General features: G+C 68.2%; 17 protein-coding genes and 2 pseudogenes. 10 read left to right on the top strand and 9 right to left on the bottom strand.

Annotation, left to right across the window (positions count from 1 at the left end; translation table 11 throughout):
• Positions 1-257: 257 nt before the first annotated feature.
• From ACJ9NR_RS22655 to ACJ9NR_RS22680, 6 genes are all read right to left on the bottom strand, one after another.
• Positions 258-2,204, bottom strand: a complete 1,947-nt coding sequence (locus tag ACJ9NR_RS22655) for a S53 family peptidase (RefSeq protein WP_412494161.1) — start codon at positions 2,202-2,204, stop codon at positions 258-260.
• Between the two features lie 89 nt (positions 2,205-2,293).
• Positions 2,294-3,487 (bottom strand): M23 family metallopeptidase, encoded by a 1,194-nt coding sequence (locus ACJ9NR_RS22660; RefSeq protein WP_412494162.1) that lies wholly within the window; start codon positions 3,485-3,487, stop codon positions 2,294-2,296.
• The gene (locus ACJ9NR_RS22665) at positions 3,475-3,843 is read right to left on the bottom strand and encodes a thiol-disulfide oxidoreductase DCC family protein (protein WP_412494163.1); all 369 of its coding nucleotides are present in this window, start codon (positions 3,841-3,843) and stop codon (positions 3,475-3,477) included. Before ACJ9NR_RS22665 ends, ACJ9NR_RS22660 begins: the two co-directional genes overlap by 13 nt.
• Positions 3,836-4,927, bottom strand: a complete 1,092-nt coding sequence (locus ACJ9NR_RS22670) for an HTTM domain-containing protein (protein WP_412494164.1) — start codon at positions 4,925-4,927, stop codon at positions 3,836-3,838. Before ACJ9NR_RS22670 ends, ACJ9NR_RS22665 begins: the two co-directional genes overlap by 8 nt.
• Entirely contained in the window at positions 4,924-5,637 is a 714-nt protein-coding gene (locus ACJ9NR_RS22675) for a DUF5819 family protein (RefSeq protein ID WP_412494165.1), read from the bottom strand. The genes ACJ9NR_RS22670 and ACJ9NR_RS22675 overlap by 4 nt, the downstream gene beginning before the upstream one ends.
• 183 nt (positions 5,638-5,820) lie before the next feature.
• A complete protein-coding gene (locus ACJ9NR_RS22680; protein ID WP_412494166.1) occupies positions 5,821-6,309 on the bottom strand; it encodes a hypothetical protein in 489 nt (162 codons plus the stop codon).
• Between the two features lie 187 nt (positions 6,310-6,496).
• Here ACJ9NR_RS22680 and ACJ9NR_RS22685 point away from each other — a divergent pair, with 187 nt between their 5' ends.
• Both ACJ9NR_RS22685 and ACJ9NR_RS22690 read left to right on the top strand, forming a co-directional pair.
• Positions 6,497-7,165, top strand: coding sequence for a response regulator (locus ACJ9NR_RS22685; protein ID WP_412494167.1), 669 nt, complete (start codon positions 6,497-6,499; stop codon positions 7,163-7,165).
• Positions 7,162-8,298, top strand: a complete 1,137-nt coding sequence (locus ACJ9NR_RS22690; RefSeq protein WP_412494168.1) for a sensor histidine kinase — start codon at positions 7,162-7,164, stop codon at positions 8,296-8,298. Before ACJ9NR_RS22685 ends, ACJ9NR_RS22690 begins: the two co-directional genes overlap by 4 nt.
• Before the next feature lie 279 nt (positions 8,299-8,577).
• Here the strand turns inward: ACJ9NR_RS22690 and ACJ9NR_RS22695 are convergent, their stop codons facing one another.
• Complete coding sequence (locus ACJ9NR_RS22695; protein WP_412494169.1) at positions 8,578-8,931, bottom strand: ASCH domain-containing protein; 354 nt, start codon at positions 8,929-8,931, stop codon at positions 8,578-8,580.
• Positions 8,928-10,057, bottom strand: a pseudogene (locus ACJ9NR_RS22700) (hypothetical protein). Before ACJ9NR_RS22700 ends, ACJ9NR_RS22695 begins: the two are co-directional and overlap by 4 nt.
• 34 nt (positions 10,058-10,091) lie before the next feature.
• Here ACJ9NR_RS22700 and ACJ9NR_RS22705 point away from each other — a divergent pair.
• Positions 10,092-10,328: pseudogene (locus tag ACJ9NR_RS22705) on the top strand (site-specific integrase); the annotation flags it as partial.
• Positions 10,329-10,395: 67 nt separating this feature from the next.
• Here ACJ9NR_RS22705 and ACJ9NR_RS22710 read toward each other — a convergent pair.
• Positions 10,396-10,833, bottom strand: a complete 438-nt coding sequence (locus tag ACJ9NR_RS22710) for a hypothetical protein (protein WP_003974483.1) — start codon at positions 10,831-10,833, stop codon at positions 10,396-10,398.
• A gap of 550 nt (positions 10,834-11,383) precedes the next feature.
• Here ACJ9NR_RS22710 and hemL point away from each other — a divergent pair.
• The 7 genes from hemL (at position 11,384) to ccsB (ending at position 19,140) form a co-directional block, all read left to right on the top strand.
• Positions 11,384-12,703 (top strand): glutamate-1-semialdehyde 2,1-aminomutase, encoded by a 1,320-nt coding sequence (hemL, locus tag ACJ9NR_RS22715; protein ID WP_412494170.1) that lies wholly within the window; start codon positions 11,384-11,386, stop codon positions 12,701-12,703.
• Positions 12,700-13,398 carry a histidine phosphatase family protein gene (locus ACJ9NR_RS22720; protein WP_412494171.1) on the top strand — a complete coding sequence of 233 codons (699 nt, stop codon included), beginning with the start codon at positions 12,700-12,702 and terminating at the stop codon, positions 13,396-13,398. Before hemL ends, ACJ9NR_RS22720 begins: the two co-directional genes overlap by 4 nt.
• A gap of 142 nt (positions 13,399-13,540) precedes the next feature.
• A complete protein-coding gene (locus ACJ9NR_RS22725; RefSeq protein WP_412494172.1) occupies positions 13,541-14,845 on the top strand; it encodes a polysaccharide deacetylase family protein in 1,305 nt (434 codons plus the stop codon).
• A gap of 67 nt (positions 14,846-14,912) precedes the next feature.
• Positions 14,913-15,536: a TlpA family protein disulfide reductase gene (locus ACJ9NR_RS22730; RefSeq protein WP_412494173.1), complete on the top strand. Its 624-nt coding sequence runs from the start codon at positions 14,913-14,915 to the stop codon at positions 15,534-15,536.
• A 1-nt stretch (position 15,537) separates the two neighbouring features.
• Complete coding sequence (locus tag ACJ9NR_RS22735; protein ID WP_412494174.1) at positions 15,538-16,308, top strand: cytochrome c biogenesis CcdA family protein; 771 nt, start codon at positions 15,538-15,540, stop codon at positions 16,306-16,308.
• 4 nt (positions 16,309-16,312) lie between these two features.
• A complete protein-coding gene (resB, locus tag ACJ9NR_RS22740) occupies positions 16,313-18,043 on the top strand; it encodes a cytochrome c biogenesis protein ResB (RefSeq protein WP_412494175.1) in 1,731 nt (576 codons plus the stop codon).
• Complete coding sequence (gene ccsB / locus ACJ9NR_RS22745) at positions 18,040-19,140, top strand: c-type cytochrome biogenesis protein CcsB (protein WP_412494176.1); 1,101 nt, start codon at positions 18,040-18,042, stop codon at positions 19,138-19,140. The genes resB and ccsB overlap by 4 nt, the downstream gene beginning before the upstream one ends.
• Positions 19,141-19,151: the final 11 nt, after the last annotated feature.

A 19,151-nucleotide genomic window follows, 5' to 3' on the forward strand; every position in this document is an offset into this window, starting at 1 on the left:
GCTGATGCCCCGCCTCATGCAGCCGGTGGCTGAAGTCCTGCCACTCGTGCAGCGATTGGTGGTGGGAGGGCGCTGACCTGCGGCTTCGCAGGGAAATGTGCGTTGACCTGGGAAAACTCCTCTCGGTAGTTCTCACAGGTCAACGCCGTTTCCCAGGCTCATGTGCCCTGGATGTGCCCCTCATGGGCTCAGGGTACGAGCGTCATGGGGCCCGCAGACGGGCGGCAACGATCGGATGGGAGCGGGAGCACCACCGATCACCGTTTTGCCCTCCAGCCGCCTTGGCGTCGGAACCAATCCAGGTACGACGGGGCGGGTGAGCCCAGACCGGAGGACATGTCGTAGCCCTTGGTCGCCTTGAGACCGTGGTCGTGGCCGAGTGTGTAGAGGAGATAGCGATACGTTCCGGCCTCCGGACCCATGTCGCGGATGACGGCGGTCGGCCGGGACGGGTCCCGGATGTCGCGGAAGACTCCGGCGTTTCGCATCGCGTACAGCAAGGGATTGGCGAAGCCCAGGCTGTGGCCGGACAGCTGCTCGGCGTCCGCCTGGAGGGCGGCGAAGGCCGGGGTGGCGGCGGAGGTGCCTCCGTAGCCGACCGTTTCGTACCGCCCGGAGACGGTATAGCCGATCATGACAGGAAGCGCGCCATCGCCCTCCATCGAGATGTCCGGTGTGACGCGGTGACCGTGGGCGAGCGAGGCGGGGACGGTGCCGCGCTGGTACCAGGGCCGGCCGAAGTCGCTGGGGCCGCCGCCGCTGCCGAAGGTGAACAGGCCGGGCATGGGCTCCCACTCGGTTGCCTGCGGGGAGAGGATCGACAGGTTGTCGCCCATGCTGGTCTCCCAGGCGTAGCTGCCGTCCTTGGTGGTAGCCAGTGTCGTGCCGCCGACAGAGGTCACCCAGGGCGAGCCGCTGGGGAAGTCGGCCTGTGCCTGGGTGGTGTTCGGGTCGCAGTTTAGGCCGCCAGGGGTCGCGTCGGGTGACTGGTCGCCGCAGTCGCCGGCGGCGAAGTACACACCGATGCCCTCAGCTGCTGCCTGGCGGAACAGCATGTTCCAGGCTCTGAGGAGGTCGGGCGAGAGGTGTGGCCGACTGGTGTGGATGACCTCGGCCCACGAGTTCGATATGGCGTCGGCGGCGCGGTGGTCGATGATGTACGACTCGGCGTCCATGAGGTCCGCGTCCAGGCACGAGTTGGCGCCGACGTAGAGGATGTCCGCATCGGGTGCGTACCCGTGGGCCATTTCCACGTCAAGTGCCTGCTCGCCTGCCCAACTCTCCGGTGGTGCACATGCTTTGGTGATGTTCCAGTCGGACGGGGTGAGGCGCTCGCGGTACTGACCGGGCCGGAAGGGATGGTCGCCGGTGGCCGTGGCGTAGGTGTTCGCGTCCTGTTCTGCAGTGGGGCTGCCGTAGGCGCCCACGATGGCGACGGTGCGGCCCTTGCCGGTTGCTCCTGAGGCGGTCACGCCGTAGGTGCCGCGCAGTAGGGGCGGAGTGTAGGGACAGGGGGCGTAGGTCTGCGTTCTCCCGTATGCCTTCGGGAGGGTGGTGGCGGGGCGTTCACCGAAGTACGAGGAACAGGCGGCCTGTTGATCGATAGAGTTCGGCTCTGGGCGGCCCAGGGGCCGGGCGGCGGCTGGCACGTTGAAGGCGAAACCCTCGATGCCCCTCACATCTTGGGTCAGAGAGGGGGGAACGCGTAGGTCACCGGCGGGTGCCTGGACGGTCCCGCCCGGGGTGTTGTAGCGGTGGATACCGGTGCCCAGAGCCCTCGCGAAGTCGGCTTCAGTGCCGACAAGTTGGAGATAGTGCGGAGCGTCCGCAGTGATGCGCAGGTGTGCGCTGGTGAGCCACTGCCTGATTCTGTGCCGTGTACTGGGGGTCACGCCGAAGCGTCTCTCGTACTGGGTCGGCGTGAGGAAGTGCCGGTAGTGGGGGCTGGTGGGGGTGGTTACGGCGGTGAGGAAGGCGCCGAGACCGTCCGGGTCGCGGGTGCCCAGGTAAAGGCGGGCGGTGAGGTTCGTGGTTGCGGGGATCCGGCCGGCGTCGGTCCCCGGGGCGGCGTGGTGGGGGCGGTTGGTCGAGAGAGACACGGGACTCGGCGGCTCGGCGGCGCGGGCGGTGGGAGCGAGGGCGGCGGCCATTGCGGCCACGGCTGTCGCGGCGGCGAAAGCGCGGCGTATGTGAAGAGGGCGCATAGGAGCGCAGGCTTCCTTTGAGAGGGTCAGGTGGGCGCCTTTGGGGGAGGATGTGGCGCATCGCGGAGTGTTGGAGGGTGCGTGTTGCTTCAGGCGCGGATCATTCGCCCGCGGTGCAGGCGCCCAGACACTCCGGTGAATTCCAGGTCCAGCCCGATGCCGTCGCGTTCGGCGTGGATGTGCAGGTGCGGCTCGGTGCTGTTACCGGTGTTGCCGACCTCGCCGAGGAGTTGGCCCGCGCGGACGATGTCGCCCTTGGCCACCGTCACCGAGCCGGGGCGTAGATGTGCCAGCTTGACGATCTCCCGGCCGGTGTCGAGGAACACGTGGTTTCCATAGGGCGGCTGGTAGCGGATTTCACCCGGCTGTTGGTCCTGGACCGTGTCGGCGGCGGAGATCACGCGGCCGTCGCAAGGAGAGCGGACAGGGCGCCCGTAGGCGGCGTATGCGGTCAGGTCACGGCCCGGCCGAGTACGGGTGCCTCGCGGGCCGAGCGCTACCAGGTCGAGGGCGCCGCGCTGCTCTGGTACCTGAGCATGGTGGTTCAGTAAGCGGCCGCCACCCTGCACGACATACCACGTGCCCTCCAGTGGGAACAGCAGCGGCTGGGACAGGGGTGCCTTCCAGCGGTGCCGTCGGGCGGCGGCGACCAGCCACACGGCTCCCGCCAGGAGGGCGACGCCGCCTGCGAGGCGCGGGATGCCGTGCCCCGTCGGCAGACCGGGCAGTCGGCATGCGGAGGCGAGGGCTGCGACGGCGGCTGCTTCGACCGTGCGGCGCAGCAGCCGGGGTTGCTGCGCAGGCGCGCCGCATCCCTCGACGGCCACGTAGAAGGCGGCCAGGCCAGCCATGTCGCCGAGCCAAGCGGTGCGGTCTGTGGCCGTCCAGACGGTCAGGACGTTCCAGAGGGTGACCAGGGCCAGATACCCCGCCCAGGCCAGGGGAGCAGGCATACGCCGGCGGCGCCGGGGAGGCGTGTAGCGGGCGCCTTCGATGCGCAGTGCCGTGAGTTCGCCGTCGGGTGCCGCTTGGGCCCAGGCGCGTACCTGGCCGTTGCTACCGGAAAGGATCAGCCCGTCGGGGCTGTCTGTCACGGTGAGGAGCTCTCCGATGCGGGCGGTGGTGGCGCGGACGATCCGCTCCAGAGTGTCCGTTCCGACCTCTTCCGTCACGCGCGGTGCGAGGTGGGGCCACTCGTCCGGTCCCGCGGTCAGGAACCGCGACAGAGCTTGTGCTTCCGGCAGTTGGGCCGGGAGCTGCGGCTCGGGCGTCAGATCGCGCACGTGTGCTCCCACGGCCCGGGGATGCGGTGCCGATTGCGGGCGACCAGTCTGTAGATCGCGTCGGCTGCATGCCGTACGCCGGGCAGGGCGAGTGTCCGGCCGATCAGCCGGGCGGGAGGGCCGCCCGTCGCGAACCACGCGGCGAACGCCTGTGCTCCGCCGTGGCGCCGGCCGTCGTACACAAGCCACATGCGCTCGCGCGCATCCTGCTCGGTCAACCCGTATAAGGCCAGATCCACGGCCTGATACGGCAAGAGGCGTCCCGTAAGGCGCAGACGGGGGGTACACGCGAGGCGCGTCACCGTGGCGCGGCAGAAGCCACAGGCGCCGTCGAAGACGAGCAGAGGCTCAGACATGATCGTGGACTCCCTTCCGAAGAGGTGTACCCGGTATTCGGGGTGCGGAGCCGCCTATCAGCAGTTCGCGCGGGCGGCGACCCGCCTCCCCCGGCCAATTCGCTGCCATCCGGGCCCGGCCTGTCTGCAGGCTTCGCCACAACGACCGGTAGTCCTCGTCACGCAGGCAGACACAATCCGCGCCGATCATCAGCAGCCCGAAGCAGACGAGGCCCATGAAAGCTGCGATGCCCAGATGCATCGCCTCCAGCGCAAGGGTGTTGGCCTTGCGCAGCCAGGCCCGCGACGACAGTAGGGCAAACGGGAAGGCCAACTCGATGGCGATCGTCGCGTATGAGACTGCCGTGCCCAGATATGCGTTGGCCATGAGATGGGCAAACCTGGCCGACATGTGGAACTCGGTCTCGCGGCTGATGTAGTACATAGCAACACCGTCCTGCCAGACCTTGCCGAAGATCTTCCAGTAGCCGGCCGCGAAGTACAGGACGGCGGTCTGGAAGATGATGAGATACGTGGCGAGGTTGTGCAGCACGGTGGAAACGGCCGGCGTCCGGTCGGGGGCGAGGAGCTTTTCACGCCGCTTCTTGGCGCCGGGGGCGAAGTAGGCGTTGGAGACAGTGAAGGCCAGGAAGATCACAAGGATCTGGGCGAGGTTGTCGCCGCCTTCCAGAAGGTCCTGGTTGCGGTAGTGCAGTGACCACATCAGCACCGCCTGTACGACCGTGAGCATGCGGCCGCCGAAAACCATGAACGCGGCGGAGGCCAAGATCGTCACGTGGAAGAGGACTTCAAACCATGCCTGCGAGTCACTGAGCAGGTATAGCGAGAAGCCGCCGCCCGGGATCTGGGCGGATGCCGTGGAAGGGCTGTTGTAGGCGTGCGGGCCCCACAGGAACTGCCGGTTGGAGTAGTCGGCGAGGCAGTACAGGATGGTTGCGAAGCCGATGACCAGCCGCATCAGGGCGAGACCGATCAGGCGCCGCTCCCGGCCGGCGAGCCGCAGCGCGAACCCGTCCAGGCGGGCGAGGAAGAAGGAGCCTGCCACTTTGCAGGCGCGCGTTGCGCGAGATGGATGCCTTGTCACTTGGCCACTCCTGGTACGTAGGGCATCCACGACGTTTGCAAGAGTCCCTTGATCGTCTCCTTCGGACGGGGATTCTCGTACCGCTCCGAGAACGGGATGATCGGTTGCGTCTTGTAGGTCGCCTGCACGGCAAGGATTCGCGCCCCTGGGTACAACGAGTGCGCACGGGCCGAGAAGAACCGCTGCATCTCCTCGAAGTCTGCCTTGTACCGCTTGTCCAAGGCAGCCTGCGCGGCCTTGTGCTGCGCCGCGGGAAGCTTCTTGATCCGGGTGGCCGCACTCGCGTAGTGACTGCTGGCCTGGTCGAAGGCGAGCATGATGCCGGGCAGCTTCGTGGGATTGATACGGAAACCACGGGGGGCTTCGTCGATCGCCTTCTCGACCTCGACCGGGGCCGTCTCGACCACCTTTCCTCCGTACTGAATCCGCGCCCGCAGGTAGACCTGGTCGTTGCTGGTGCCAGGTGTGGGGCCGAAGAGCTGCCAGTCCTGCCAGAAGTACGGTTCGAGAACCTGGCGGGCGGGTCCGATCAACCGCACGGAAGCCGGTGACTGCGGGGCGTTGTACACCAGACATGCCGCCGTGAAGGCAAGCACGGGCAGCATGCCGAGGACCACGCAGAGCCGGACTCGTACCGGAACGGAGACGCGGGCAATTGCGGAATGGCGGTGGGGCAGGGACTCGCCGTCGTTCGAGGTGTCGGGTGCCATGTCATGCGATGAGTAAGGACTTGATGCGCCGAGGTCCGTCCCGTCAAGGGATTTCGTGTGCGCTGCCATCCGGGAATGCATCCCCCATGTGTGTCGGTCGGGCGGCCGCCCGGCGCGTCTGGTGCGGCGCGCCGGGCGGCCGTGGCCGGGGTCAACTCCGGCCGGTCACTTCACGGTCGGAGCTCAGTTCGCGTCGAACTGTGCGTCGCCCGGGATGATGCCGTGCAGCGAGGCAGGGCTCGTCACCGGGCCGCCGCTGGATGAAGAGGACGATTCGGACGACGAAGACGATTCGCTGGAGGACGACCTGAGCTTGGTCGTGACCTTCACAGCCGTCTCCACGGCCTTCGCGCCGACGGCTCCGGTCACGCCGGCGACGATGTCGTTGGCGATGGCGTGCAGGAACTGCGGGTTGGCGCCGCCATCGAGGACGGTCGCGCGCTGCACCGAGTCGTCGGCCGCGGTCTTCTGCTGGGGCAGAGACGACGCGGACGCGGTCGATGCCATGAGACCGCTGGCTGCCGCGGCGACCACGCCGACGAACACGGAGCCTGCTATGAGCTTCTTACCTCTCACAAAGCTTTCCCTTCGGATGTGGTCAGATCGAGCAAGGCAGTTCACATCGACGATGCTCAACTGTTGTGTTTCGTACGATTTCGTACGCGCTTGCATGCAGGGATCATGCTTGCGTCAATGGCACGTCTGTTCCCATCCCCTGATCTGGCCAGTTTTCGCGTCCTTCTCCCCCCAGCCGGGGGAAGGCGCACGCGTATCCTCAAGTCACGGACAGCTCTTGAGCCACACCACCCGGCTGACCACCGGGTGCACGGGGAGAGCCACTGGCAGCCATGGGGGAGTCATGACCAGCGTGCTGATAGTTGATGACGAGTCATTGGTACGGTCCGCTCTACGCGCGATGCTTCAGCGTCCCGAATGCTCCGATCTGCGCGTGGCGGGCGATTGTTCCGGACGGGAGGCGGTCCGGCTCGCTCGGGAGAACAGGGTGGATGTCGTCCTGCTCGATCTGCGGATGCCTGAGGTGGACGGCATCACGGTGCTGCGCGGCCTCAGGAGGCTGGCCGATCCACCGGCCGTCGTCATGATGACGCGGTTCGCGGCCGACTCGGACGTATTGCGGGCCTTCGCGGAGGGCGCCATCGGCTATCTGCTGAAGGACGCAACCGCTGCCGAACTTGCCGACGCCGTCCGAGAGGCAGTCGCCGGAGTCGGCGCGGTGTCTCGGCCCGTCGCGCCGACCGTCATCGACGGCTACCGCAGGTTCGCATCTCGCTCCGTGAGGGACGCCGAAGCCCGCGACCGTGCCGCACAATTCACGCAGCGCGAGCGCGAAGTCCTCGAACTCCTGGGCAGCGGCCTCACTAACCGTGAGATCGCCGACTGCCTTGTCTTGAGTCCAGAGACCGTCAAGACACATGTCAGCGCGGTCCTGGCCAAGCTCGGCACAAAGAACCGGGTGCGGGCCGCGCTGACCGCGGAAAGGCTCGGGCTGCTCAACAAGTCGGCGTGATCGGCAGGAGACGCAGGAGGCTCACCGGCGAGCGGGCCGTCGACGCCGGGGTGCTGCTCCTCGCGGGAGTCGACCTGCTGCAGTGGCATGCCCACGCACCTGGCTGGCATCCGCACCAGCTTGCTGTGTCCATCGTCACTGTCCTCGCCCTGGTGATGCGCCGCCGCTGCCCGCTGACCGTCCTCGCGCTCGCCCTCGTGGGCATGGCCGACGGCGACATCGTGCTTGCTCCGATCATCGCCCTCTTTCACATCGGGAGGCGGTACTCACTGCGGATCGCCGGCGCCTGCACTGCAGCGGTCACGACCGTCGCTGTCGCGCAGTCCCTGCTGCCCGGGCGTGGAACGCCCAGCACGCTCAAAGGCTGGGTCATCTTCATCGTCCACGCTGCCGCAGCCTCGGCCGCGCCGACGGCGATCGGCCTCCAGTTCCGCTCCCACAGGGCGCTCGTCAGCAGCTACATCGAGCTCAGGCGCAGCCGGTCCGAGGAACTGCGTCTCACCCGGCGCTTGGCCTCCATGGAGGAACGGTCCGCGCTGGCCCGTACGCTGCACGACTCCATCGGCCACGCGGCGAGCCTGATCGCCTTGCGAGCGGAGGCTCTCGGTTCCCGCACACAGGACCTGGCTGTTGCCGAGGACGCCGCCGCCATCCATTCACTCAGTCGCAGGGCGCTCGACGAGATGCGTGCCGTCACCGGGATGCTGCGCCCCCCGGAAAACGATCCGCGGACGGGCAGCCTGCGGCAGATCGCACAGCTTCTAGCCCGTGCCGACCTGTTTGACACAGCCCGAATAGCCGTGAAAGAGCCCGACCGCTGGCCCGCCGACATCCAGAGCGCCGCCTACCGTGTTGTACAGGAGGCCCTGACGAACGCGGTGCGCTACGCGCCAGGGGCGCGGATCGAGGTGACAATCGAGTCGTCTGCTCGGGACAGTTCGTCGGAGCGGCTGGTCGTGATGGTGCGCAACGAGCCCCCTCGCGTCGCCGTGTCGTCGATGCCACATGGCGGGCACGGCCTCACGGGCTTGGCCAGCCAAGTGGTCAAAGCTCAGGGCAAGTTCACGTACGGCAAGACCGACGAGGGCGGTTTTTTCGTACAGGCGGTGTTCCAACACGGTTGGCATAGGTAGCCCGCCAGCATGCGCTGGGCGTGGGCGTGCCGGGCGGGCCGAAGGCCGCTGATACCGGCCAGAACATCACCTTCTCCCGCGAGTTGCTGGCCGGGGGCGACGTGGACGTGGAGTCGCTGCTGCTGGTCTCCACTCCTCGTCGAGAGTGCCGCCCAAGGTGCCGAGTACGATGGTCCCGCTCAGCGGCAGTGGCTTCGATGGCGGAAGCGCCTGGCTGGGCGGTGGTGCTGGACGGCAGGAGCGGGGGCGATGCCCGGACGAGGGGCTGCTCGCAGTGCGTCAGCCGCTGAGCTTCATCCGGATGGCCAGGACGCCGAGGGCTTCCTTCTCGGATGGGTAGATCTTCCGGATGTTGGCGAGTTGTTCGTCGCGGGTGGCCGTCGGGTTGACGTTGTCCGACCCCTCGCTGTCGAGCATGGCTTCGAAGTCGGCGTACTCGGTGACCCGTTGGATGCTCACATGACAGGTCTCGTCGGTCCCTTTGATTCGGAAGCGGATGGTGTCGCCGGCGGCAAGGTCGGCGAGGTGGGGGTATTTGACCCGAACCTCGATGGTCTTGGTGCCGGCGGCGACCAGGTCGAAGTACTGGCGGTAGAGGTTGAGTTCGTGGACGCGTGGGGCGGCGTTGCTCATCGGGCGGAAATGCTCCTGGGCGCTGGTGTGATCAGGCGACCGATCTCGGCCGCGGAGTACGAGCGCAAGAAGTGTCGGGGGGCGGAGAGCAGGGTCTGGGCCGTGGCCAGCAGTTGGTCGGCGTATTCGGTGACAGTGCCCGGCCATTGCTGGGTGTCAAGCATCCAGCCGGCGGCGCCTTCCGGCAAGGGGGCATGGCCTTCGCAGATGAGGGACTTGGGGAGCTTCGCGCCGGTGTCGGTGACGACCTGCGGGCAGAAGAGGCGGGCGGGGAGTTGGGCGCGAGTGAGGCCGACGGCCTGGAGAGACTCGTCGACGAGGAGGGAGCCGAACATCCAGTCGCCGCCCTTGACCATGACGTGCAGAGTCCCATAGGGCGGTGCGCCGGTGAGGGCGAGTTCCTTCACGAGGTTGCGGTAGAGGGTGGCTAGGTCGAGGTACGCACCGGCGGTGGGTGTGATGGTGGTTCGGTAGGGGCCGTGGTGGAGGCAGACTGCGGCGACGGTGGCTCTTTCTCGGTCGGTGAGATGGACTCGTGTGTGTTCCGCGTGTTTCTCCGCCCAGCCGCAGCCTGTATGTGGGCAGGGGATGCGCAGGTGCGGGGTGCCGATGGAGGGAGGCCGAGGGGGCGAGCCACCAGCGGGCGGCGTCGAGGCGGGGGAGCAGTCGTAGCCAGGTTCGGCGGAAGTGCTGGCTGGCCTGCTGCTGGGTGTAGGTCTCGATGCGGTGCGGGATTCCCAGGCGCCGGGGACAGCGCCGTGAAGAGGGGTTGATAGAGGGCGCTGACGAGGTCGGCCACGGCCGTGTCGCCGAGGCCTTGGGCGTAGGCGCGTTGGTAGCGGTGGCCGCTGGCGGGGTCGATGGCCAGTTCGTACGGGGCGTTGTCGAGGGCGCTGAAGAGGACCTCGGTGGGGATACCGAAGCGGTCGCGCAGGCGGGCGGCTATGGCGAAGGCCAGGGACTGCACGAGGGAAGTGCCGATGTGCGGGGCACCGTTGATCTGGGTGCCTACGACGAGCACGATCCGCTCGGATGGGGTGGCCAGGATGCGTGGAGTCAGGATGTCCTCGGCGCGGAGAAGTGCGTTGGCGAGAACGGTGTTCGGTGAGACGAGGTGGGTTGTCACACATGTCCCCTTGAGAGGTTGGGGCAGAAAGGCGGAGAGCATCAAGGCACTCTCCGAGTACCTCGGCCACTCGGACCCGGGCTTCACGCTGCGGACGTACACGCACCTGCTGCCGTCCAGCGAGACCCGCACCCGCAAGGCGATCAACGACGCCTTCACGGAAACGGAAGCCGAGGCGGAAGCGGAAGACGACGGCGGCCCGCCCGCAACCCAGGGCACATCAGCACCCCCAACAAAACCAATGTGCCCTCAATGTGCCCTGGCCGCCTGACGGCCCCCGTCCGGCACCAAAAAGGGCGAGGCCCGAAGACCCCGCCCGATCCGCAAGAAACCCCAGCTCAGGGCCACACAAGGCAATAAGGCTGATGCCCCGCCTCATGAAGGCGATGCGAGAAGTCCTGCCACTCGTGCAGCAGTTGGTAGACGTTGAACGCGTCGCGCGGGCCGCCGCGGTCGGGGACCGTCGACCAGATGAACGCCGCCGCGCCGACCGCCTCCTCGCCTATGCCGCGCAGAGGGTCGACGACCGTCATGGGGAGCTTGACCACCGCGTAGTCGGGGTGCAGGACGACCAGTTCCAGCGGCGGGACCTTGTGCAGGGGGACGCCTTCTATGCCGGTCAGCACCATCGCGGCCATCGTCTCCGGCTTGATCTTGGTGAACATGCCGTTCATGCCGAGCTCGTCGCCGCCGAGTTCCTCGGGGCGCATCGAGATCGGGACGCGGGCCGCCGTCGCACCGTCCGGCGCGCCGAAGTACTTGTACGTCACCCCCACCCGACCACCATTCCTGCTCCCCGCCCGGAGCATCTCGTCCCGCCGGTCCATCCGCCGGTCGATCCGCCCGGACTCACTCGGTACACCCTGAGCCTGCCGGGGTTCGGCCTCCTCCGCCTCGCGTCGGTGCCTTCCCCGCCGGGCACGTCGAGGACCCAGGTCGTCAGTCCCCTCGCCCAGTCCGCCACCGCGATGCATATCTCCACCCGAGTGCTTTTCTAGGACGCGTGGCCCCCGCCGCGCAACCCGATCATCGTGTCAGTGACCTCCCCCACGGCCGCGCGCCGAAACGTGCGGTGAAACACCTGTCCGCAGGATCTCCGCAGCCTCTGAAGAAGCCTCCGTACACCCTTTCGTACTCCTATACGTACGCAAGGGCCCATCGAGCTGTGTGTGTCAGCACTCAGTTTCGCAGATCGAGCCGGCGGGCGGCTGTCTCCCGGGTCAGCGGCGGCGCCCGGCTGCCGTGGTCACACCCTGGCCTACCCTGAGGAGGTCACTGGCAACCCGGAGCCCGACGATTCGGAGAAGGTCGGAGAAGTCGCAGGTCATGAGCGAACTGCCATATGCATACGAAGCGCCTGTCTCGCAGGCTTTGTTCGACCGGGCCGCGGCCGTCACGCCCGGCGGTGTGAACTCCCCGGTGCGCGCCTTCCGGGCCGTGGGCGGCACGCCCCGGTTCATGGTGTCCGGCAAGGGGCCCTATCTGACGGACGCGGACGGGCGGGACTACGTCGACCTGGTGTGTTCCTGGGGTCCGATGATCCTCGGGCACTCCCACCCGGCCGTGATCGACGCCGTGCAGGCGGCGGTCGCGCACGGCACGTCCTTCGGTACGCCCGGTGAGGGCGAGGTCGCCCTCGCCGAGGAGATGGTCGGGCGGGTCGAGCCCCTGGAGCAGGTGCGCCTCGTCTCCAGCGGGACCGAGGCGACCATGAGCGCCATCCGGCTGGCCCGCGGGTTCACCCGGCGCACGAAGGTGATCAAGTTCGCCGGGTGCTACCACGGTCACGTCGACTCACTGCTGGCCTCGGCGGGCAGCGGTGTGGCCACCTTCGCCCTGCCCGACACCCCCGGCGTCACCGGGGCCCAGGCCGGGGACACGATCGTCCTTCCCTACAACGACCTCGAGGCCGTCAACGAGGCTTTCCACCGGCACCCCGGCGAGATCGCCTGTGTGATCACCGAGGCGTCGCCCGGCAACATGGGCGTCGTACCGCCGCGGCCCGGCTTCAACCAGGGGCTGAAGGACGCCTGCTCGGAGAACGGCGCCCTGTTCGTCTCCGACGAGGTCATGACCGGCTTCCGCACCAGCCGCGCGGGCTGGTTCGGCGTCGACGGGGTCAGGCCCGACCTCATGACCTTCGGCAAGGTCATGGGCGGCGGCTTCCCGGCCGCGGCCTTCGGCGGTCGCGCCGACATCATGGCGCACCTCGCGCCCGCCGGACCCGTCTACCAGGCGGGCACCCTCTCCGGGAACCCGGTCGCCACGGCGGCGGGCCTGGCCCAGCTGCGCCTGCTCGACGACGCCGCCTACGCCACGGTCGACTCCGTCTCGGCGCAGATCCGGGCGCTCGTCACCGAGGCGCTGAGCAAGGAAGGCGTCGCGCACCGGGTGCAGAACGCCTCCAACATGTTCTCGGTCTTCTTCGCCGACCGCGAGGTCCGCGACTATGAGGACGCCAAGCGGCAGGAGTCCTTCCGCTTCACCGCTTTCTTCCACTCGATGCTGGCGCAGGGCGTCTATCTGCCGCCCTCGTCCTTCGAGTCCTGGTTCGTGTCCACGGCCCACGACGAACAGGCCGTACAGCGCATCGCCGACGCCCTCCCGGCGGCGGCCCGAGCGGCGGCGGAGGCCACAGCGGCATGAGTGAGATCACCGACACGGCGGGCGGCGACATCACCGTCGTCCACGTCATGCGGCACGGCGAGGTCGACAACCCGGCCGGGGTCCTCTACGGGCGGCTGGCCGGCTACCACCTGTCCGAGCTCGGGCGGCAGATGGCCGACCGGGTCGCCGAGCACCTCGCCCCCCGCGACGTCACCCACGTCTGCGCGTCCCCGCTGGAGCGGGCCCAGGAGACGGCGACCCCGATCGCCAAGGCGCACGGGCTCGACCTCGCCACCGACGAGCGGCTGATCGAGGCCGACAACGTCTTCCAGGGCAAGACCTTCGGCGTCGGCGACGGCGCGCTGCGCAAGCCCGGCAACTGGAAGCACCTGGTCAACCCGTTCAAGCCCTCCTGGGGCGAGCCGTACGTCGACATCGTCGTACGGATGATGCGGGCGCTGGACGCCGCCAAGGACCGCGCGCGCGGGCACGAGGCGGTGCTCGTCAGCCACCAGCTGCCCATCTGGATCGTGCGGTCGTACGTCGAGAAGCGGCGGCTGTGGCACGACCCGCGCAAGCGGCAGTGCACGCTCGCCTCGCTGACCAGCTTCACCTACCAGGGCGACAAGCTCGTCTCCGTGGGCTACAGCGAGCCGGCCCGCGATCTCGTCCCGGCCCATCTGCGCGCCGGCGCCAGGCCGGTGAAGGGACAGGGAAAGGCCTACGGCGCCTGAGGGGAGAGGGAATGATCCTCTTCGGTCGCCCGGCGCGTCCGTAGGATTTTGTTACGAGATCAATGTATTTGCGGTGAACCTTCCCGATCGTCGTGTCCTCTGACTGGTTGACCACCGGAGCACATGACGAATCGGGGATGGAATGCGCACGCTCTCTCGCAGGGGAATGCTCGGTCTCGGCGCGGGCGCCGCGGCAGCCGCCTCACTCTCGGCCTGCGGGGCCCTCGGGACGTCAGACGGATCGAGCCACGCATCGGGTTCCAGCGGCGGCGGGTCCGGCGGCAAGTCGGGCGGCAAGTCCGGCGGTACGGCGCACCCGGCGCGCCCCATCGGCGACGGCTCGACGTCCTTCACCGGCAAGCAGCCCCACCAGCCCGCCAGGCCCGAGCCGCTGCAGCCGGGCCAGACCCCGCCCCAGTTCGTGATCTTCTCCTGGGACGGGGCCGGCGAGGTCGGCAACGGCCTCTTCCCGCGCTTCCTGGACCTGGCCAAGGAGCACGGCGCGTCCATGACCTTCTTCCTCTCCGGGCTGTATCTGCTGCCCGAGTCCAAGAAGCGCCTCTACAACCCGCCGAACAACCCGCGCGGCGCCTCCGCCATCGGCTACCTCACCGACGAGCACATCAAGGCCACGCTCTCCAACGTCCACCGCGCCTGGCTCGAGGGCCACGAGATAGGCACCCACTTCAACGGTCACTTCTGCTCCGGTCACGGCACCGTCGGCAACTGGACGCCCGCGCAGTGGCGCAGCGAGATCCAGCAGGCCAAGTCCTTCGTGAAGGAGTGGCGCACCAACACGGGGTGGACGGACCTGCCCTCGCTCCCCTTCGACTACGACAAGGAACTCGTCGGCAGCCGTACCCCCTGCCTGCTCGGCCAGGACAACCTGCTGCCCACCGCCAAGGCGCTCGGCTGGCGCTACGACGCCTCCTCGCCCGGCGGCCGCCAGATCTGGCCCGGCAAGAAGCGGGGCATCTGGGACCTGCCGCTGCAGCAGATCCCGTTCCCCGGCCACAGCTTCGAGGTCCTCTCGATGGACTACAACATGCTCGCCAACCAGTCGGTGAACTCGACGAACGCGCCCGCCCACAACTACCCGGCCTGGCGCACCCAGTCCGCGAATTCCTACATATCAGGTTTCAAGCGGGCATACGGAACCAATCGGGCACCTTTCTTCATCGGCAACCACTTCGAGCAGTGGAACGGCGGCATCTACATGGACGCCGTCGAGCAGGCCTTCAAGCACATCGCGCGGGAGAAGGAGAAGGGAGCGGACGTGCGCCTGGTCTCCTTCCGGCAGTTCACCGACTGGATGGACGTCCAGCGGCCGGAGGTGCTCGACAAGCTGCGCACGCTCGACGTCGGACAGACACCGGCCGGCGGGTGGAAGTCGTTCCTGCGGGACGCCCCGTCGTCCTCCTCCTCGGCGACCGGGCAGGCCGCCTGAGAGGCGGGTATTCCCCCTGCGAGGGGGGCGCCCAAGATCCCCGGAACGGACATGCGAAACTTTTCACATGAGTGCCGCCAGTCGTGCCCCCATGCGTCCGAACCGCGCACGTCGCCGAGCCGTCCTGACCACCGCCGGTGGCGCGGTCGTCGCACTGCTGATGTCCGCCTGCTCCTCCGGAGGCACGTCCGGTGGCGGAGGCGACACCAACTTCGTCATGGGCAAGGACGGCATCTCCACCGTCAAGAAGGGGGAACGCGACGCGGCTCCCGACCTCTCCGGCAAGACGGTCGACGGCGGGCGGCTCGATGTGCGCGACTACAAGGGCAAGGTGGTCGTCGTCAACGTGTGGGGCTCCTGGTGCGCCCCCTGCCGCGCCGAGGCACCGAACTTCGAGAAGGTGTACCAGGACCTCAAGGCGAAGGGTGTGCGGTTCGTCGGAATCAACACCCGTGACACCAGTGTCCAGAACGCCGTGGCCTTCGAGAAGCGGCAGGGTGTCAGCTATCCCAGTCTCTACGACCCGACCGGCAAGCTGATGCTCCGCTTCAAGAAGGGCACGCTCAACCTGCAGACCATCCCCTCCACGCTCGTCCTGGACCGGGAGGGGAAGATCGCCGCGCGTTCGCTGGCACCGCTCAGCGAGGAGAAACTGCGCAAGATGATCGCCCCGGTCCTCGCGGAGAAGTGACGTGACCTCAGTCACCACGCTCGCCGCCACGGGCTACAACGGCACGGTGCTCAACGGGGCCCTGCTGGTCGCCCTCCCCATCGCGCTGCTCGGCGGCCTCGTCTCCTTCTTCTCCCCGTGCGTCCTGCCGCTGGTGCCCGGATACCTCTCCTACGTGACCGGCGTCACCGGCACCGATCTGGCCGAGGCCCGGCGTGGGCGGATGGTCGTGGGCGCCTCGCTCTTCGTCCTGGGATTCACCGCCGTCTTCGTCTCCAGCGGGGCCCTGTTCGGTTACTTCGGCGACACCCTCCAGAACAACAAGGGGATCCTGTCCAAGGCGCTGGGCGCGCTCATGATCGTCATGGGCGTGTTCTTCATGGGCCTGATGCCCTGGATGAGCCAGCGTGAGTTCCGCTTCCACAAGCGGCCCGTGGCCGGACTGGCGGGTGCCCCCCTCCTGGGCGCGCTGTTCGGCATCGGCTGGACGCCGTGCATCGGACCCACCCTCGCCTCGGTGCTGGCCCTGTCCTCGCAGCAGTCCAGCGCGGGCCGCGGGGCCATACTGACCGTCGCCTACTGCCTCGGCCTCGGCGTGCCCTTCGTGCTCGCCGCGGTCGCCTTCCGCAAGGCGCTCGGCGCCTTCGGCTGGGTCAAGCGCCACTACGTGTGGGTGATGCGGATCGGCGGCACGATGATGATCGTGACCGGTCTGCTCCTGGTCACCGGCGCCTGGGACCAAATCGTGCAGGACATGCAGTCCTGGTCCGCCGGCTTCACTGTGGGGATCTGACTCGATGAGCACCACTCCAAAGACCGCCTCCGGTACGACCCCCGAGCGTGCCGACGACGACCTCGGCGCCGCCGGCTCCCAGCTCTCCACCGCCCCCAAGGAGGACCTGCCGAACCTGCCCTCCATGGGCGCGGTCGGCTGGGCCCGCTGGTTCTGGCGGCAGCTCACCTCCATGCGGGTCGCGCTGCTGCTGCTCCTGCTCCTCTCGCTCGGCGCGATCCCCGGATCGCTGATCCCGCAGACCGGCACCGACGAGACCAAGGTCGCCGACTTCCGCAAGGCCCACACCTTCCTCGCGCCGGTCTACGACCGTCTCGGCCTGTTCCACGTCTACAGCTCGGTGTGGTTCTCCGCGATCTACATCCTGCTGTTCGTCTCCCTCATCGGCTGCATCGTCCCGCGCACCCATCAGTTCATCGGCCAGCTGCGCGGCCGCCCGCCGGGCGCGCCCAGGCGGCTGACCCGGCTGCCGGCGTACACGACCTGGCGGACGGAGGCCGGGCCCGAGCAGGTGCGTGAGGCCGCGCTCACCCTGCTCAGCAAGCGCCGCTTCCGCGCCCATCGCGCCGGTGACGCCGTAGCCGCCGAGAAGGGCTATCTGCGGGAGGTCGGCAACCTCGCCTTCCACATCGCGCTGATCGTGCTGCTGGTCGCCTTCGCCTGGGGCCAGCTGTTCAAGTCCGAGGGCAACAAGCTGGTCGTGGAGGGCGACGGCTTCTCCAACACGCTCCTCTCCTACGACGACTTCAAGTCCGGCAACCTCTTCACCCCCGGCGACCTGGTGCCGTTCAGCTTCACCCTGAACAAGTTCACCGGCACCTACGAGACCAGCGGGCCCAACAAGGCCACCCCGCGCACCTTCCAGGCGGCCATCACCTACAGCAAGGGCGCCTACGGCAAGGAGCACAAGGACCTCGTCAAGGTCAACGAGCCGCTGCAGGTCGGCGACGCCAACGTCTACCTCACGGCCCACGGCTACGCCCCCCTCATCACCGTCCGCGACGGCAAGGGCAAGGTCGTCTACCACGACGCCGTCCCCCTCCTCCCGCTCGACTCCAACGTCACCTCCACCGGCGTGGTCAAGGTCATGGACGGCTACAAGAACGCCAAGGGCGTCAGCGAACAGCTGGGCATCCGCGCCTTCCTCCTGCCCACCTACACCCCGGGCAGCGAGACGGCGTCCACCTTCCCCGCGCTGAACAACCCCGTGCTGAACCTGGAGCCGTACCACGGTGACCTCGGTGTCGACTCCGGTATCCCGCAGAGCGTGTACCAGCTCGACAAGTCGCACATGAAGGGCTTCAAGGACGCCAAGGGCGCCCAGCTCAGGGACAACCTGAAGCCGGGACAGACCTTGAAGCTCCCCGACGGCGCGGGCTCGGTCACCTACGAGGGCACCAAGGAGTGGGCGAACTTCCAGATCGTCCAGCAGCCCGGCACCGGCTGGGCGCTCGGCGGTGCGCTCGTCGCCATCTTCGGCCTCGCAGGCTCCCTGTTCATCCAGCGCCGCCGCGTCTGGGTGCGGGCGGTCGCGGGCGCCGACGGCGTGACGGTCGTCGAGATGGCCGGGCTCGGCCGCAGCGAGTCCGCCAAGGTGGCCGAGGAACTCGGCGACCTCGCCGGGATCCTCTATGACCAGGCGCCGGGCGCACCCGAGCCCGACGACTCCCCAGATCAAGCCGATACCACCCCCGAACCCCAAGCCGTACCTGCTGAAGGGGCTGAGACCGAGTGACTCTCGCCGCCGGAACCGAGTTGGCCACGGCCGCCAACGAACACCTCGCGAACATCAGCAACACGCTGATCTACTCCGCGATGGCCGTCTACACCCTGGCCTTCTTCGCCTACATCGCCGAATGGCTCTTCGGCAGCCGCAGCAAGGTCGCCCGCACCGCGGCCGCGCTGACCACGAGCGGGAAGGCCGGGCAGGCGCCGGCCGTCACCGTGAAGGCGGCCGGCGGAGGCACGGCCGTGCTGGAGCGGCCCAAGGTCGTCGTACGGTCCTCGGCCGGCTCCCGGGATGTGCCCGACGGGCCCGGAGCGCACGGCGGGGACGAGCAGGGCGACCTCTACGGGCGTATCGCCATCTCCCTCACGGTGCTCGCCTTCCTCGTCCACCTCTGCGGTGTGATCGCCCGCGCGGCCTCGGTGCAGCGGGCGCCGTGGGGCAACATGTACGAGTTCAACATCACCTTCTCCACGGTCGCCGTCGCCGTGTATCTCGTGCTGCTGGCGCTGAAGAAGAACGTCCGCTGGCTCGGCCTGTTCCTGGTCACGACGGTCCTCCTCGATCTCGGCATCGCCGTCACTGTCTTGTACACCGCCAGCGACCAGTTGGTTCCCGCCCTCCACTCGTACTGGCTCTACATCCACGTCTCCACCGCCATCCTGTGCGGCGCGGTGTTCTACGTGGGCGCGGCGGGCACGCTGCTCTACCTCTTCAAGGACTCCTACGAGACCAAGCTGGAGAGCGGCGGCACGCCCGGCCGCTTCGCGACGTCCTTCCTGGAGCGCCTGCCCGCGTCCTCGTCCCTGGACAAGTTCGCCTACCGCCTCAACGCGGCCGTCTTCCCGCTGTGGACGTTCACGATCATCGCGGGCGCCATCTGGGCCGAGTCGGCCTGGGGCCGCTACTGGGGCTGGGACCCGAAGGAGACCTGGGCGTTCATCACCTGGGTCGCCTACGCCGGCTACCTGCACGCCCGCGCCACCGCCGGCTGGAAGGGCCGCAAGGCCGCCTACCTGGCCCTGATCGCCTTCGGCTGCTGGCTGTTCAACTACTACGGCGTCAACATCTTCGTCTCCGGCAAGCACTCCTACGCGGGCGTGTAGGCGCCGCAGAC

This window comes from Streptomyces sediminimaris (assembly GCF_047049295.1).
In the GTDB taxonomy this organism is placed as follows: Bacteria; Actinomycetota; Actinomycetes; order Streptomycetales; family Streptomycetaceae; genus Streptomyces; species Streptomyces sediminimaris.

Coding starts and splice junctions, on each gene's coding strand:
- ACJ9NR_RS22725 (WP_412494172.1), top strand. CDS start 13,541: ATGCGCACGCTCTCTCGCAGGGGAATGCTCGGTCTCGGCGCGGGCGCC.
- resB (WP_412494175.1), top strand. CDS start 16,313: ATGAGCACCACTCCAAAGACCGCCTCCGGTACGACCCCCGAGCGTGCC.
- ACJ9NR_RS22655 (WP_412494161.1), bottom strand. CDS start 2,204: ATGCGCCCTCTTCACATACGCCGCGCTTTCGCCGCCGCGACAGCCGTG.
- ACJ9NR_RS22685 (WP_412494167.1), top strand. CDS start 6,497: ATGACCAGCGTGCTGATAGTTGATGACGAGTCATTGGTACGGTCCGCT.
- ACJ9NR_RS22665 (WP_412494163.1), bottom strand. CDS start 3,843: ATGTCTGAGCCTCTGCTCGTCTTCGACGGCGCCTGTGGCTTCTGCCGC.
- hemL (WP_412494170.1), top strand. CDS start 11,384: ATGAGCGAACTGCCATATGCATACGAAGCGCCTGTCTCGCAGGCTTTG.
- ACJ9NR_RS22675 (WP_412494165.1), bottom strand. CDS start 5,637: ATGGCACCCGACACCTCGAACGACGGCGAGTCCCTGCCCCACCGCCAT.
- ACJ9NR_RS22695 (WP_412494169.1), bottom strand. CDS start 8,931: ATGAGCAACGCCGCCCCACGCGTCCACGAACTCAACCTCTACCGCCAG.
- ACJ9NR_RS22720 (WP_412494171.1), top strand. CDS start 12,700: ATGAGTGAGATCACCGACACGGCGGGCGGCGACATCACCGTCGTCCAC.
- ACJ9NR_RS22680 (WP_412494166.1), bottom strand. CDS start 6,309: ATGCAAGCGCGTACGAAATCGTACGAAACACAACAGTTGAGCATCGTC.
- ACJ9NR_RS22730 (WP_412494173.1), top strand. CDS start 14,913: ATGAGTGCCGCCAGTCGTGCCCCCATGCGTCCGAACCGCGCACGTCGC.